Origin of the sequence: Acetivibrio sp. MSJd-27, from assembly GCF_018918095.1 — a bacterium.
In the GTDB taxonomy this organism is placed as follows: domain Bacteria; phylum Bacillota; class Clostridia; order UMGS1840; family HGM11507; genus HGM11507.
In genome coordinates, this window is the sequence record NZ_JAHLPV010000026.1 from 1 (window position 1) to 17,134 (window position 17,134).

Genomic DNA, 17,134 nt, shown 5'->3' on the forward strand with positions numbered 1-17,134 from the left:
CTAGCATATCCATTATAACACACGTTTTAAATCCTGGCGAGTATGTCCTGTTCTTTTTTCCTGTCTTTCCCATAAAAATATGCACCTCCAAAAGTGTCTAACTTTTGGGGTGCATATCATTATGCCATGTCCTTTTTGGTATTGTTTCCATTTTGGATGAGCAAAAAGTCAGTGGCCGAACAGAGATAGAAAAGGATACAAGAAGAACTTCAAGATAAAAAGGAAGATGCAGAAGGTGGACATAAAAATTATTACTTTTTTATGAAAACATTACAAAGATTTTATGATACCTTGGTAGAACCAGATACTAAGATATAATATAATGCATTTGGTCGATAGGAACATAAAATTATTTTTGAAATGTGAGAAGAGATTTGAAAAGAAGTTTGAACAGAGTATTCGCTTTATTTCTGGCATTGGCAATGTTTTTTAACCTTGCTGCGGCGGCATCTGCAGCGCCGTCTGATGAGGTGACTTTACAGTTCGCCTCTTCCTCTCTGCAGCCTGCTTACAATAATGCTGTATTTGTAAACGGGATATTCAGCCAGTATATTACCGTAACAGAGGGCAGGCTGAACATTGAGAAAAGCGTTTTGAAGGATGGCGAAAATACAGTCTCCTTTATCTGCGGAAACAATAAGACAGGCACATACTATGATAGGACCGCAGCGCCAAATACAAGAAATCACAACGATCCAAAGGTAAAAGATATCGCTCTTACTGTGGATGATACAGTCTATATTCCCACAGGTATTGTAAAACATTTTCCTATTGATCAAACAACTCCTGTCGCCATGGAAGAAAGAACGGAACAATCCACTTATGAAGAGGGCACCTTGTATACCTTTGGTGACGGACAGCCAAAATCGGATCCGGAGGGGTCAAATGGAAATCAGATTGTGGATCTGAGCATTCCTTATATGATTGACTTTACTTTTCAGATTGAGCTGAATGAGAAACCAGGCGGTGAAGACTCGGAAGACTACCACTGGAACGTAGAAGAAGGAAAGGCTTACAGAGGAGAATACAGAGCCGCTGTACAGGCTCCCAACTTGGAAAACCTATCTCTCACCGTGGACGGCACACGTATTGAATCCGTTAATGCCGCGGGTGACGCGCAATTCACCATGGAATCCAATGGGATCCAGTCGGTAAGCTCCAATTTTAAAAACGCAATCATTGCAAACGAGGGGAGCCCGGTATATCTTTCCTCTGACAGCGGCATTTCCGAGATCATTTCCGGTTCCGAACTAAAATTCGGTGAATTGAATTCTGTCTTTATCTATTGCGGAAATTCCAATGGATATTATGATGAAACGATAGCTCCAAAGAATGTAAATCACGATGATTTTGAGGTCTGGAATTTTGGGCTTACCCTGGCAAACGGTTCTGTAGTGAAGCCGGTAAAGGTAAAGGAGTATCGAATTACAGACCGCGAAATTCCTGCAAAAGATAACAATAATGTCATTGAAACCGCATTTGAATCTTCAAAGCAGTTCCGCATAGGCGATGGCTTTCCGGCAGGAAGCGATCTGGCAAGAGACTATAAGATTGAACTTATCTTCGATTTGACCGATTACTCCAATGAAATCAAGTATTTCCCTATAAATACCGCCGAGTATGGTGACGGTTCTCATATCGTAAAGCTTCTTGACAAGGAAGAGGAAAAGAGAAGCGCCGAGGTGCTGTTTGACAATACAAGCCCGGAAATCGAACTATCCTTTACAGATGGAGCGGAACTTTTGCAGGGTACACAAATCAATGCAGGGATTACAGATGCAGTTTCAGGGATAGCTGAAATAGAAACCCTCATAGACGGAAAAGGAGTAACGCTTCCATACAATACAGAGGGTCTTAGTCTGGGAGAGCACACTTTTTCCGTGAAAGCGAAAGACACTGTGGGAAATTCCGCTATGAAAAGCGGCAGTTTCAATCTGGTGACAAATACGATTTCTATTACAAATCCTGGAACCGTAAAAATAGAAGAAGGGCACAAACTTTCCGTGACACCTTCCATCTCCGGCGGGGGCGATATTACCGTAGACTTTTACGAAGGCACGGTACTGAAGAACATCATCATGAAGGGCAACGCTGCAGGCGATATGAGCCTTTCCGAAAAAAGTTATGCGGGGGAAACTTCCCTGCGGAAGGCAAACGGATATTATGAAACGTCTGCTGAAAATAATATGCCCTACCAGGTATTCGACGTGATGGTGGACGACCTTTCAGATCCCGTCCGCCTGACCTATACAGGGCATACAAGAGAAGGTGAACGGCTCGCCTTAAGTGTATGGAATGAGAACAATTCCGCTTGGGACAAGGTTGACAGCGATATCTCGCGGGGCAATGACTTTATACTAACTGCTGATGTAGAACCCAAAACATACGCTGTGGACAATGTGATCAAAGCGCGTGTTGCTCCTGAGGTCGCCGAAAATGGCTCCAATACAATCCTATGGGTGACGGATACACAGTACTATACAGCAAATTATGCTTCTGACGACACCTATAATAAAATTATGGAGTGGGCAAAAGAGCAGTATGCGGCAAATAAAATCTCTTATATTACCCACACAGGAGATATCATAGAAAGTGTCGGAAACGAATCGCAGTGGCTCATCGCAGATGCGGCTCATGACGTTGTTGACAACGCGGGGATTCCAAATGGGGTTACAAGCGGAAATCATGATGTTGGAACTGCAGGCAATCTGCGATACGAGCTTTATCATAAATATTTCGGAGAAGAACGTTATAATGATAACTTCTGGTACGGCGGTTCCTTGGAGGATAACAAGCACAGCTATACACTCTTTACAGTAGGAGATAAGGATTTTATTGCGCTTTATCTCGGAATGGGAGAAGAAAACAAGCCGGAAACCATCGCGTGGGCAAATAGGATATTGCCATAGAAATGCCATCGTTAATCTGCACCAGTACAATAATCCGAATGCCGAATACACAACAGACAGAGCCCCCGAAGTTTTTGAAAAAATCATTGTTCCCAATGATAATGTGGTGTTGGTGCTGTGCGGGCACGATCCGGGTGCATCCAGAAAAGTGAAGGAGATTCCGGGCACGGACAGAACGGTCATTGAACTGATGAGCGACTATCAGTTTGTAAACCGCGGCGGAGACGGTTTTATCAGACTTCTGACCTTTGAGAATGGGAAGCTTATCAATAAAACCTATTCGCCTACTCTGAATCAATACAATGCCTTTGCGGATGATATAGATGACTTTACTTTGGATATTTCCTTAAAAAATGCGGAGAGAACCATTTCCACGAAGAGCTTTACCGCCGGTTCAATAACGGAAAACAAGCTGGGAACAGCAACCGCGGCAAGTGGAAGCACAGCTCTTATTAAAACGTCAGCGGAGATTGCGGGATGGTATGTAAAAGCATCTTTGGGCGAAAAGACAGTTACTTCTGAAGTGTTTGGATTTACGGCAAATCCTGCCCTTCAGCCCAAACAGGTAATCGCTCATGTGGGTGAGAATTTTACCACAGGTATGAACTTCACATGGACTACGGCGGAGGATGCAGCAACGAAAGTGATTCTCAGAGCGGAAAATTCCGATAAGGATATTACCGTAAATGGATCCTCCAGCTTGGGTGCAGGCTCCAAATATTTTCACAATGTTACAGTGAACGGTTTGACCCCGGATACTGCATATACATACTGCGTGGGGGACGGCAGCAATATGGTTTCCGGGACGTTCCGCACAGCACCCTCCAGCGAATCAAAGGACAGCTTTAAATTCGTATACCTGGCAGATACCCAGATAAGCAACAGCGCAAATGCAAAAGCGGCAGGCGCTGTATTCCGGGAGGTTATGGGAATAACAGATTCAGCCTTTACCTTTATAGCAGGCGATGTCACAGATAATGGAAACAGTGAAGAGCAATACGAGCTGCTTTTTCAAAACGGCGGTTTGGCAGGAAATGCAGGGGAGGAACTCTTTTTGTCGAAAGCGCTTGCTGTGGTAAGAGGGAATCATGACAATGATGCCTTTAACGGTCACATCAATGCCCCTGACATTGCAGATGAAAACACATACTCCTTTGACTATGGTCCTGCAAAGTTTATTATGCTGAATTTGGAGCATAAATCGGCCGAAGAACGCACGGCTCAAGAGATATTTTTAAGAGAGGAAGTAAAAAAGGCAAAAGCATCGGAACAGTGGACCATTGTAGCTTTCCATAAATCGATCTATACGGGGGCCTCCCATATCGTGGACAGTGATGTTATTGATGCCAGAAAGTACTGGTCTCCTATTTTTGCAGAACTGGACATAGACTTTGTGATGCAGGGACATGATCACGTATATGCCAGAGGTTTTGTAAACGGAAGCGGAGAGAACGCAAGTCCTGAAACCACAGGCGAAAAAGTGAATCGACCGCAAAATGCGCCTCTTTATATGGTGGGGGGACATTCCGGGGGTCTGAAGTGGTACAACCAGGTTCCCTATACCGTATCGGAGGGAGATCCATTGACTCCAAACTACACATTTTTAGACAGGAATTCCACAGATGACGGCAGCGCTGCGAAAAAGGAACAAAACTATATCGAAGTGACTGTTTCCAATACAGAGTTGAGAGCTGATGTATATATGTTCAAGTATGATACAGACTTGGATACTGTCACGACTGAAAAGTATCTTTATGACACGATCACGGTCAAACGCAATGTATCTGCTTCATCCAATATTCAAGTGGAAAACATAAAATGGCACAAGGGCGAAAAGATCCGGGTTCCTGTGACCGCATCTGCAATTGAAAGTCTTGGCCGTCTATATGCTGAATTCTCCTATGATGATAACCTTCTGAGCTATGCGGGTGTGGAATCAGCAGCATTTGACAGTCTTGCCGCGAACGGGGATACAAACGGTCTTATTAAGATGGATGCGATCAGCGCCAAAGGGATCAAAGCATCGGAAAAAACGGTTGTAGCTTACCTTCTATTCAACTTAAAAGAGGAACCAAAAGAAGGTGCTCTCACGACGGTTTCTATATCCAATATGGAGGCAAAAGACGCGGCTGTTACCGGAACTCCGGCAACCATTCCGGTTTATGGTGTGAGCGGCACTCTGGAATTTATCAACAGAAGCTTGGGCGATGTGAATGATGACAATAAAGTAAACGGCGTTGATGCGCTGATGCTGCTTCAACATATTGTAAACCTTAGAGAACTTTCGGAAGAGGATTTAAGCGTTTCTGATATGAATAATGACGGAGCTTGGGATACCGCCGACGTATTAGCCATTCTGAATACAAGCGTGCAGTAACAAAACAGCAATCTAAGGAGGGCGGCATTACGCCGTTCTCCTTTTCAAAGCGGAGGAAACAATGAAAAAAATATGTTCTTTATTTCTGACATTCATTTTGATCTTTCAATGTGCTGTAACGACTTTCTCTGTGGGAGAACCAGTTTTGGCACTGTCGGAAGCTACCGGAAAGCGGGGAGCAGATATTACGGTAGAGGTTCATTTGAAAAACCCCAAGGATATAAAGGCGCTCCAGTTTAAAATTCTTTTTGATACACAGGTGCTAAGTTTGAAGGCTGACGGTATTGAAAAGGCAAAGCTTTCTGGATTTTTATTTGAAACAGCAGACAGTGATGGAGAAATTCGAGCCGCTTTAGCAAGCCAATCCGGATTTTCAGAAGTGGGGAAAACAAAGATTTTGACACTTTCCTTTACCATTCGGAGTAATGCCCCGCTTGGAGTATCAGCCCTGACTGTTTCTGAGGGAAAGGCATATCTTTCTGAAACAGAACCCTCCGAGCTCCAGATATCAAACGGCTCTGTTTTCGTAAAGAGCTCCGGAGATGGGACTATTACCGTGCGGCCGGAAGAAAAACCGGACAAAGAATGGAAAACTTTTGAGGATATCCAAAACCACTGGGCGAAGAATGAAATCGAATTTTTGGCGAACAGAGGAATTGTTGATGGCGTATCGGAAAACTTTTATATGCCCGACATCCATATAAAAAGAGGGGATTTCATCAAACTTCTGATGGAATTGGAAGAAAAAAAGGATCCGGCAGAGGAACCTTTTTCAGATGTGGTGAAGAGTGCTTATTATTATGAACATATTATGGCGGCAAAAAAACTGGGGATTGCTAAAGGGACCGGAGACAACTGCTTTATGCCGGAGGCAGAAATCACTAGGGAGGATGCAATGACGCTCCTTTACCGTACTGCGGAGGTTACAGCAAAACCGTTTGGGAAAACGGCTGACTTATCTGCTTTTCATGACACGAATGAGATTTCCAACTATGCAGAAGAAGCGGTAACTGCATTGGTTGCGGAAGGTATTGTGCAGGGAGATGATACGAAGGCGATTAGGCCAAAGGCCTCTATCACAAGAGCGGAAGCGGCAAGAATATTGTATTTGTATCTGCTTTATTCAAATTCCGAAACAGTATAAAATAAAGATGTCTCAAGCGCTGGAAAAAATAGAAATCTGAAAGACGGATGCGGAAAAAATGGTCTGTTTTATGAAACAATTGAAAACCATTCAGAGAAAGAGGAGGTTTTTGCCATCCTCTTTTTTGTATGCGTTTTTTGGTGTGGCAAAATTCTGCTGCAAACACAAAAAAAGGGACAGCGCATATGCGCTGTCCAAAATAAGGGGGCTTAAATGTATTTGTGAGGTCAATGATAGTATTGCCTCCTTCCTGAATTCTATTCATTTTATTAAAAAATTTCCGAAGTGTTGGCTTAAATGAAAATCAGGAGTTGGATTTTCAATAGGATTCCAGCATGCAAAGTGGGGATATTTCGTTTCATCACCGCACTTATATACATTTCCTTTCATGCAAAATCCGCTTTCTGCCCGGAAGGAAGGATAATATTTCTGTATCACTGCGAATGGGATTTGATAGGATACCGTCCAAACGTTTTTTTCTGCATCAATATGCGCTTCAATGTGCAGGGAATCCAACTCCTCCTCGGTTAGAAACCGCCTATGATGCCTGTCGGGACCGATTTTAAATTTGGCAAAGCCGTTGGGATTGATCTCAATATTGATATAGTCCTCGGAATGAGCAGGATCGTAATTGCAGAAGAACTCTACACAGCTGTCCGTATGAATATCCGTGTTGTGAGCTGTCATCTCATTGCGGATAAAATCCTCTTTTGTGCGGAAGCGGACAAAAAAGTTTTTCTCGTCCCGAGTGACCAAAAATTCACTGCTGGGGTGATATCCGGTTTCGTCCCAGGGAAAGTTGTCAATCGGGGTGAACGTTTGATTTGCTTTTTCAATTGAATAGGTTTTCATGGTATTTCCTCCATATTCTTCAAAAAAATTTTATATTTTTATGTGATACCCATTGCCAAACCGTGTCGAAAAATGATATAATAAATATAATCATAGAAGGGGGTCAGCAAATGAACGAATCTTTAACAATTCAGCAGATATTCAGAGTGTTGCTGAAAAAATGGTGGATTATACTAATTAGTGTGATCGTGTGCGGCAGTGTGGCTTTTGCATACAGTACTTATGTAGTGGCTCCGCAGTATACGTCTATCGGCACCTTGATTGTCAACAATAAGCAAAGTAAGGAAACCACGGCAATCAATATCAATGATATCAATGCATCACAGAAACTTGTCAATACATATGCTATCATATTAAAAAGTAACGCATTTGTAAATAGGGTAAAAGAAAAAATTAATCTGGACTATACGGTTTCTCAAATACAAAGCATGGTCACATACTCCAGTGTAAACAACACGGAAGTGCTTGCGGTTTCTGTTGTCAGCGAGAATCCGGAACATTCGGCTGTCATTGCGGAAACGGTTCTGGATTTGGCCACGGAAGAGATTGGAAAGTATGCGGAAGTTGGGTCGGTGAAGATTTTGGATCATGCAAACCTCCCCGTTTCTCCCAGTTCGCCTAATATTCCGTTAAATACGCTTATCGGAATTCTATTGGGTGCAATTCTGTCGGTGCTGATGATATTTGTAACGGAAATGATGGATACAAGGATCAAGAGCGCAGATGATTTGGGGGATCGATACAGTCTGCCGGTTTTAGGCGTTATTCCGAGTGCTGAACATAAGGAGGAGAACAAGAATGACAAAACTGTTTCGTAAAAAATATACGCCAAGGCAGACGCAGGTCTACGGTGATGATAATTTTGCAATTGCAGAGGCCTATAAAACCGTGCGTACCAATATTATGTTTTCTCTCTCCGACGTTGAAAACGGCAAAGTGATTATTTTGACAAGCCCCGGACCATGTGAGGGGAAATCAACCAGTGCTTTGAATGTGGCGGTAAACTTTGCAAAGATGGGCAAAAAAACATTGCTGATTGATGCAGACCTGCGAAAACCACGGATTCATAAGGCGATGGGAGTGGAGCATGAAGGATTGGCTAACTATCTGGGCGGATTTTCCGAATTTGATCAGGTAATTGCATACAGCGAGGAATATGGACTGGATCTGATGGTATGCGGAACCATTCCGCCAAATCCCTCTGAACTGCTTGCAAGCAATAAAATGACAAAGCTCGTCGATCGTATGAAAGAGCAGTATGATTACATCATCATAGATACGCCTCCGGTCAATGTGGTGACGGATGCTGTGATTCTTTCGAAACTTGCCAGCGGCGTTGTTGTGGTGGTGCGCGAAGGCAGCACCACATATACAGAACTGTCCAAAGCGATTGAAACTTTGGAGTTTGCGGAGTCAAGGCTTCTTGGAATTGTTGTAAACGATTCGGTAGGACTTTCCAAAGGATATAAATACAAGGGGAGATATTCCAGATATTATTACAGATATGAAGATTATTCCTATTCTTATAAAGAAAAAGAATAGTGGTGATAGTATGATAGACTGGCATACACATATTTTGCCTGAAATGGATGACGGTTCAAAAACACAGGAGATGTCCTGTCAAATGATAGAGGAACTCTGCTCGCAAGGTGTAGAGGAGGTGTTTGCGACGCCTCACTTCTATCCCGAAAATGGGGAAACTCCATCCGATTTTGTGAAACGCCGGCAGGTCAGCTGCGGCAAACTGGTGTCCAATCCATTTTATCCGCATATTCATTTGGGCGCTGAAGTCAGTATCTGTGCAGAGATCGCCGGGATAGACGGACTTGCATTGCTGAAACTTGGCAAAACGCCATATATTCTGCTGGAACCTCCCTATGAGGACTGGCAGGAATGGGTGTACCAGACAATTTTTGCAGTGGAGGCGAAACACAAACTGAAACCGGTGATTGCACATGTGGATCGCTATTTTGACATCGTGAGAGACAAGAAAAAGATATGGAGGTTGGCTGAATTGGGATACACCATTCAAATCAATACCTCCGTGTTTCGAAAAAGCAGATTCCATCCGGTTTATAAATTGATAAAAGAATATGATCGGATTATTCTCGGAACAGATACACATAACATGACCTCCAGGCCGCCCAGGATAGAGGAAAAAATTCTTAGGAAGAAAATAGGGGCTTCCAAGTGGCATGAAATGAATAACTATAGCAAAGATTTATTTGGTGGGGTGAACGGATGAAACGTTTTTTTGCGAGAAACAGAAAGTATACGTTGATATTCATAGACGCGGGGTTTGTTCTGGTCTCTTATTTGGCGGCAATTCTTTTGTTTCAGACAGGACAGATGTCCGATTCCATGTTCCGCGCGTTTGAGTTTACGGTTTTGTTGTCGGCGCTTCTGTGCGTGCTGCTTTTTTTTCTATGCAATATATACCGCAATATTTTACTCTATTCCAGCGTCAGAGAATATACGGTGATCTGTCTTGCGGTTATTCTTAAGATGACTGTGATGATAAATTTAAAGCTGTATACAGACTTGAATTTGTTGCCGATTCGCTATATTATACTGAGCAGCTTGATTTTGATGTTTCTGACGATTGGTTTCCGGGTGTTTATCCGGCTTTCCAATTCCTATTTGACGGAATATGCAAACGGAAAACAGACGGAACGCAAGGAAGCACCCAGACAAAAAAGAATTTTAATAATTGGTGCCGGGAGCGCGGCAAATATCGTGACGAAAGAACTTCAGATGAAAAACCGGTATCATTATGATATTGTCGGGTTGATTGATGATGACATCAGCAAGCACAACGGATTATTGAATCATATTAAAATTATCGGTGGCAGGGATTGTATCAAAGATGTGTGCAAAGAACGCAATGTCGAGGAAATATTAATCGCAATTCCTTCCATCGCCGCGGAGGATAAAAAAGAAATTGTGAATATATGCCATGAGACGGGGTGTTCGGTTAAAATTCTTCCGCCTATTGGTGAGCTGGGGGCTTACCGGTCTTTAAATGCCACTTTCCGCTCCCTGAATATTGAAGATTTGTTGGAACGGGACAGTATTAAACTGGACAGCAGTCAAATTTCCGCCTATATTAAGGGGAAGGTTATTCTGGTAACCGGAGGAGGAGGCTCTATCGGTTCGGAACTTTGTCGGCAGATTGCAAAATTTAAGCCTTCTCAGCTTATTATTCTGGATATGTATGAAAACAATGCCTATGATATACAGATGGAACTGACGCAGAGTTATCCGAAGATGGATATCAAGGCGCTGATCGCAAACATTAAGGATCGAACAAGGCTGGAGGAGATCTTCGGCAAATACCGTCCGGAAGTATTATTTCACGCGGCAGCATACAAGCATGTCCCGCTGATGGAGGCAGCGCCCCGGGAAGCGGTAAAAAACAATGTTTTTGGCACCTTAAATTTGATGCTGTGCGCAGATAAATACAAGGTCAAAAAGGTCATTCAGATCTCTACAGACAAAGCGGTAAATCCCACAAATGTGATGGGAACGACAAAACGAATCTGTGAAATGATCGCACAGGGATTGAATCGCGAGAGCGAAACGGAGTTTGTTGCCGTTCGATTTGGCAATGTTTTGGGTTCTAACGGCTCTGTTATCCCGCTGTTTAAAAAACAAATAGAGCGGGGAGGTCCGCTTACGGTTACCCACAGGGATATCACCCGCTATTTTATGACAATACCGGAAGCGGCTCAGTTGGTTCTGCAGGCCGCTACCTATGCCAAGGGCGGCGAAATATTTGTTCTGGATATGGGAGAGCCTGTCCGGATTTATGATTTGGCACTTAATATGCTCAAGCTGTCTGATTTGGAACCGGGCAAGGATATTGAGATAAAGATTACTGGTCTGCGCCCCGGGGAAAAACTGTATGAAGAGCTTTCCAAGAGTGAGGAGGATGTCAGGACGGTGCATGAAAAAATCTTTGTAGCAAAACCGTTGGAGATAGATTTTGCACATTTGAAAGGGAAGCTGGATACGTTATATTTATCGCTTGATGGAATGAGTGATTACGATCTGAGAAACTATTTGAAAGATATTGTACCGGAATATGAGTTTAAAGAAAAGATTTCGAAGCAGGGGGCATTGGCATAAGCATAGAACGCAGTATCCGAACCCGCCGAAACCAACCAAAAACGGAATTTTTCTGTGTTGTCGGGCTTGTCATACGTCAGTATGCCTGCACCCTTCCGCCTTGAAAACTTCTCGTTTTATGATTGCTTTCGGTTTGCCATTTTTTTGATTCGATTTTTCGTTAGGACGAGGAAAAAGCGCAGAGTATACTGGCGTATGTGCGAGCATTTTGACGATGTCATGGCGGAAAAGCGTTCAAAAAAACGGGTTCGTATGCTGTGCTCTATGCTTAAGCATTAGGGAGTTGAATACAATATGGTTTTCAACTCCCTGCTGTTTATGGCACTGCTATGAGTGCCCTTGTCCTCGTTGAATGACGGGGCAAGCCCTTATTGAAAAAACGCGATACAAGGAGGAAAAAGGATGAAATTGAAAAAGAGAATCATGTCATTTCTTTTGACGGTGAGTCTTCTTGGCTCAATGTGCAGTGTCTCGGCAGCAGGAATTTCGGTTCTCGATCAGGCGGCTGCGGCAATGCTTACCTTTACGAAACAAGACCGTGCAGACATGGTCACATTGCTGGCGCCTATGGTTATCCGGGATTCCGGACTGGATTCTCTGATTGAAGTGATCGATCGGTATGAGCCGGACTCTGATGGGCTGCTCAGTCCATATCTGGAATATGCTTTGCGGTATACAGACAAAGAAACGCTAAAAAAGGCCGTCAATTCCCTGCGGCTAATCGATCAGTATGTGCGTGAGGACTACATAAAGAAATTTCAGAACAGAGAAGAAAAGCAATTGTCTTCCGCGGAAAAAAATGCGTTTGATTCTCTGCTTGAAATAACCTATGCCAAAGCGCCCAATGTGAAAGCGCTTTTTGAGGAAGACGATATTACCACCGGTGTCCTCGCCAATTTGATGCAGGCAGTCTACGAAACCAATGGGAAACAGCAACTTTTTTATTACGACGGAACACAATATACACTGCGCCATCTGGACAGTAGCATTGGTAAAAAGATTGGTGAAATCTGGGACATTGATGGAAAGTCATGGATAAAAAGTGTGATTCAGGAATTGAACGATAGGGATACGGCAGAAAAAAATCTGATTTTCCAAGTGCTGAGTGCTGTAAAGATGGCTGAAAAATATAATTCAAAACCTCCGGTCAACGGAAACGGATCCGGGACGCCGTCTACCCCCTCCGAACCGGTAACTCCGGATGGAGATAAAAAATATGTGCCGCGTTACCAAACTGTGGAAGATACACAGGGGTTATTTGATATTGACGTGGATAGTTTTGTAGTTATCCAAGTGGATATGACAGACAAAGATGGAAATGTGGTTTCTGAACCCATGAAAGAAGTGTTCCGCTTAGAGATTGCCGTGTCCGATCCGAAAGCAATGCTATACCGGATTGACAAAAATCAGATCACTCCGGTCCCGTTCAGTGTATGTGACGGTGAAAAGATGACAGTTCTTCTTGAAAAAACAGGATATTATGGCATCAAGACCAACCCAGATTATTTTATGGATATGCAGGGACTGTGGGGACAGCAATTTGTGGAATCTCTTTACCAGAGAGCTGTTATCAACGGAAAGGAAGATTATACCTTTGCACCGGAAGACTCTATCACTCGTGAAGAATTTGTAAAATTGATTGTTGCAGGATTTGGTTTGGAGGATGAAACGGCAGTCGTTTCCTTCGAAGATGTTGCACAGGGGGCATGGTATTATCCATATGTCGCCAGTGCATATCAAAAGGGCATTGTCAAGGGGATCGATGCGGCTCATTTCGGGGTAGGACAGAAAATTACCCGGGAGGATATGGTTACGATGATTTCCAATATGCTGAATTCAGAAGGTATTTCTTTGGATGAGATAAACTTTCACGATTTACATCAGATCAGCGGATATGCGTTAAATGCAGTGAAAATTGGAAAGAGCCTGGGGCTTGTATCAGGGGACGACCAGGGATACTTCCATCCGAAAGAGAATGCGACAAGGCAGGAAGCGGCAAAAATCATTTATATGTTACTCAGAGCCTATGTTTGCGGGGAGATTACGCTCAAATAATCAGATACAATTTGTTCAAAAAAGCAAGATGCTCCGTTTTTTAGACGGACAGGAACTGATTTTTTCAGAGGGGGGCACTCTTCTGTTGAATGGTTGTATTCTGGGGCGAAGAATTTTGAAAAGGGCATTTCTTTTGAGATGCCCTTTTTTCACACAATCTAAATTTAGGGAATGAGATTTCAAAAACAGATAACAATAAAAACAGACGCTATCTATGGAGGACTTGTGTATGCGGGAAAAATGGAAAAGTTCATTTGGCTTTGTGATGGCATCCGCCGGCGCTGCGATCGGATTGGGGAATCTCTGGCGATTTCCTTATCTGGTGGGGAATGACGGCGGCGGCGCGTTCTTAATACTATATTTAATTTTTATTGTGCTCATTGGCTTTTCGGTCACCATTGCGGAAGCCGGATTGGGGCGATATGCAGCTAGCAATATTGTGGGAAGCTTTCGAAAAATTCATCCTGGACTTGCCTTTGCCGGAGGACTGGGCATTTTAAGCGCTTATCTTCTCTTTTCCTACTATAGCGTAATCGGCGGCTGGATCATCAAATATGCGGTGACTTATCTGACCGGTAGGAGTTTGGAAAATCCGGAGGCTTATTTTGCAGACTTTACTTCTCAGGTATTCCAGCCCATTTTCTTTCAAGTTATTTTTATTTTGTTGACCGGTTTTATTGTATACAAAGGGATTGCGAAGGGAATTGAAAAATACTCTAAAATTCTTTTGCCTGTCTTATTCGTTTTGCTGATTGTCACAGCGGTAAGAGGAATCACCCTGCCCAATGCGATGGAAGGAATCCGTTTCTTTCTGGAACCGGATTTTTCAAAGCTGACTGCGAAAACCTTTGTGGATGCTATGGGGCAGGTATTTTTCAGCCTAAGTCTAGGATTGGGGGCGGTGATTACTTACGGCAGTTATCTGGATAAAAAGGAGAATATTATAAAGGCTTCGGTTCTTGTGCCGACCATTGACACCATAATGGCTGTCATCTGCGGTTTTGCGATTTTGCCGCCGTTGTTCTCCTTCGGACTGGGTGCTTCCCAGGGACCATCATTGATGTTTGTGTCACTGCCGTTGGTATTCTCTAAAATGTTTATGGGGAATCTCTTCGGTATGATATTTTTTCTACTGGTCTTTTTTGCAGCAGTCACCTCTTCCATCTCCATGCTGGAAATCATAACAGCTTATTTTACAGAAACCTTCCATGTGAGCCGAAAGAAAGCTACTTTGATTCTCTGCACCGGGGTGATTCTGCTGGGGATTCCCTGCTCCCTGTCATTCGGTGTTCTTTCGGATTTTCACCTTTTCGGCCTTACTGTCTTCGATCTGTTTGATAAGCTGATTTCAAATATTCTGCTCCCCGTCGGAGCAATCCTGCTGTGTATTGCGGTGGGGCATATCTGGGGAGTTAAGAATGCGGTGAGGGAAGTCACCAATCAAGGAACGCTCTCCTTCCGTCTCTGGAGAATCTGGGGTTTTTTGATCCGCTATATTGTGCCTGCTGTAATTTTTGTTGTTTTTTTGGCAGGTATGGGAATCTTGAGGGTGTAAAATTTCCCTTGTGTAATCAGGGGAAAAGTGGTAAAATAGATCTAAATAATGACGCCGTGCTCGGTCTTTCCAACAGCTCGGGAAGAGGAAATATCCCGGAGTGCGGGGATTATCCGAAGCGGAGCAAAAGCCCCGGCGATGTTTTTGAAGCGGGGCTCGAAACGGCAGAATGGAGAGTATCATGAAAGAGAAATATTACATTACGACGGCGATTGCCTATACCTCACAAAAGCCCCATATTGGCAATACCTACGAGGTTGTTCTGACCGATGCGATTGCAAGATTCAAAAGACTGGTGGGCTATGACGTATTTTTTCTGACAGGAACGGACGAACACGGGCAGAAAATTCAGGAGTCTGCGGAGAAACAGGGAATCTCGCCAAAGGAACATGTGGACAGGATTTCCGGTGAGGTGCGAAAAATCTGGGATTTGATGAATACCAGCTACGATAAATTTATCCGGACAACGGATGACTACCATGTGAGAGCGGTGCAGCATATCTTCAAAAAGCTGTACGAGCAGGGAGACATTTATAAGGGATCTTATGAGGGGCATTACTGTACACCCTGTGAATCCTTTTTTACGGATACCCAGCTGGTGGACGGCAAATGTCCGGACTGCGGCAGGGAAGTGAAATTGGCCAAGGAAGAAGCCTATTTCTTCAAGATGAGCAAATATCAGGATCGCCTGATGAAGCATATCGAGGAGAACCCGGATTTCATCAAGCCGGAATCCCGCAAAAAGGAAATGGTCAACAATTTCTTAAAGCCCGGACTGCAGGATCTATGTGTATCCAGAACCTCTTTCAACTGGGGTATTCCTGTAGAGTTCGATCCCGGTCATGTCGTCTATGTGTGGATTGACGCTCTCTCCAACTATATCACCGCTCTGGGATATGATCCGGACGGAGAAAGAGCAGCGCTCTATGAGAAATATTGGCCGGCGGATGTGCATATCATAGGAAAAGATATCCTCCGATTTCACACCATATACTGGCCCATTATGCTGATGGCTCTGGGAGAACCGCTTCCGAAGCAGATTTTCGGCCATCCCTGGTTGCTGTTCGGCGCGGATAAGATGAGTAAATCGAGAGGAAACGTCATGTATGCGGATGACTTGGTTCGCCAGTTCGGCGTGGATCCGATCCGCTATTATCTGCTGAGTGAAATGCCTTACGCGCAGGACGGAAGTATTACTTATGAGACGATTATCGCCCGGATTAACTCGGATCTGGCGAATATCTTCGGGAATTTGGTCAACCGGACGGTTGCGATGGTTAACAAATATTTTGATGGTATTGTACCGGAGCCGGTCTGCAAAGAGGATATCGATGATGAGCTTAAGGATTATGCGGAGGAAACCGTGCGCTCTGTCTTAAAGAGTATGGAGGATTTAAAAGTTGCAGACTGTCTGGAAGCCATCATTAATCTGGCCAGAAGAAGCAATAAATATATTGACGAGACGATGCCTTGGGCATTGGCGAAAGAAGAAGCGAAAAAGGAACGGTTGGGTACGGTTCTGTACCACCTGATTGAATCTGTTCGTATTCTGGGAATCCTGATAGGCCCCTTCCTGCCGGAAACCGGGGAAAAGGTATTAAAACAGATCAACGTGAAAACGGTTAACTGGGATTCTGTTATCGGCGGTTTCGGCAAAACGGAGCCGGGAATCCGAGTGAATAAGGAAGAACCTCTGTTCCTGCGGATCGACGAGAAAAAGAAGCTGGCGGAGATTACTGAGGAACTGGAAGCGAAGAGAGAGCCGGAACCTCAGAAAACGTCCCAGATCACCATTGACGATTTTTCCAAAGTGCAGCTAAAGGTCGGTAAAGTGCTGGAATGTAGCAGGATGGAAAAGGCGGATAAGCTTTTGGTGTTCAAAATTGATATGGGCACTGAGGTGCGTCAGATTGTATCCGGAATCGCAAAATATTATGCACCGGAAGAATTGGTCGGAAAAAATGTGATTGTGGCGGCGAACCTGAAGCCGGTGAAACTGAGAGGCGTCTTGTCAGAAGGAATGATTCTGTCCGCGGAGGCAGGCGACAATTTATCTGTGCTGACCACCCTTTCCGATGTACCGGGCGGCAGTGATGTGAGATAGGATAGGAAAA

Annotated in this window: 11 protein-coding genes; 10 read left to right on the top strand and 1 reads right to left on the bottom strand. The window is 43.9% G+C overall.

What is annotated here, in order from left to right:
• The first annotated feature begins 374 nt into the window (after positions 1-374).
• The 3 genes from KQI32_RS09190 (at position 375) to KQI32_RS09200 (ending at position 6,430) form a co-directional block, all read left to right on the top strand.
• Entirely contained in the window at positions 375-2,909 is a 2,535-nt protein-coding gene (locus tag KQI32_RS09190) for a metallophosphoesterase (protein WP_216424787.1), read from the top strand.
• Complete coding sequence (locus KQI32_RS09195; RefSeq protein ID WP_216424788.1) at positions 2,836-5,286, top strand: metallophosphoesterase; 2,451 nt, start codon at positions 2,836-2,838, stop codon at positions 5,284-5,286. Before KQI32_RS09190 ends, KQI32_RS09195 begins: the two co-directional genes overlap by 74 nt.
• Before the next feature lie 61 nt (positions 5,287-5,347).
• The gene (locus KQI32_RS09200) at positions 5,348-6,430 is read left to right on the top strand and encodes an S-layer homology domain-containing protein (RefSeq protein WP_216424789.1); all 1,083 of its coding nucleotides are present in this window, start codon (positions 5,348-5,350) and stop codon (positions 6,428-6,430) included.
• A gap of 261 nt (positions 6,431-6,691) precedes the next feature.
• Here the strand turns inward: KQI32_RS09200 and KQI32_RS09205 are convergent, their stop codons facing one another.
• Complete coding sequence (locus KQI32_RS09205; protein WP_216424790.1) at positions 6,692-7,282, bottom strand: carbohydrate-binding family 9-like protein; 591 nt, start codon at positions 7,280-7,282, stop codon at positions 6,692-6,694.
• Positions 7,283-7,392: 110 nt separating this feature from the next.
• Between KQI32_RS09205 and KQI32_RS09210 the strand changes: the two genes are divergently transcribed.
• The 7 genes from KQI32_RS09210 (at position 7,393) to metG (ending at position 17,124) form a co-directional block, all read left to right on the top strand.
• On the top strand, positions 7,393-8,100 hold the full coding sequence (locus KQI32_RS09210; protein ID WP_216424791.1) for a YveK family protein: 708 nt from the start codon (positions 7,393-7,395) through the stop codon (positions 8,098-8,100).
• A complete protein-coding gene (locus KQI32_RS09215; protein ID WP_216424792.1) occupies positions 8,081-8,824 on the top strand; it encodes a CpsD/CapB family tyrosine-protein kinase in 744 nt (247 codons plus the stop codon). Before KQI32_RS09210 ends, KQI32_RS09215 begins: the two co-directional genes overlap by 20 nt.
• Positions 8,825-8,834: 10 nt before the next feature.
• A complete protein-coding gene (locus KQI32_RS09220) occupies positions 8,835-9,527 on the top strand; it encodes a CpsB/CapC family capsule biosynthesis tyrosine phosphatase (protein WP_216424793.1) in 693 nt (230 codons plus the stop codon).
• Positions 9,524-11,410 carry a nucleoside-diphosphate sugar epimerase/dehydratase gene (locus KQI32_RS09225; protein ID WP_253291138.1) on the top strand — a complete coding sequence of 629 codons (1,887 nt, stop codon included), beginning with the start codon at positions 9,524-9,526 and terminating at the stop codon, positions 11,408-11,410. The genes KQI32_RS09220 and KQI32_RS09225 overlap by 4 nt, the downstream gene beginning before the upstream one ends.
• A 402-nt stretch (positions 11,411-11,812) precedes the next feature.
• Positions 11,813-13,465: an S-layer homology domain-containing protein gene (locus KQI32_RS09230; RefSeq protein WP_216424794.1), complete on the top strand. Its 1,653-nt coding sequence runs from the start codon at positions 11,813-11,815 to the stop codon at positions 13,463-13,465.
• A 229-nt stretch (positions 13,466-13,694) separates the two neighbouring features.
• Complete coding sequence (locus tag KQI32_RS09235; protein ID WP_253291139.1) at positions 13,695-15,020, top strand: sodium-dependent transporter; 1,326 nt, start codon at positions 13,695-13,697, stop codon at positions 15,018-15,020.
• Between the two features lie 181 nt (positions 15,021-15,201).
• Positions 15,202-17,124, top strand: coding sequence for a methionine--tRNA ligase (gene metG / locus KQI32_RS09240; RefSeq protein WP_216424795.1), 1,923 nt, complete (start codon positions 15,202-15,204; stop codon positions 17,122-17,124).
• Positions 17,125-17,134 lie beyond the last annotated feature (10 nt).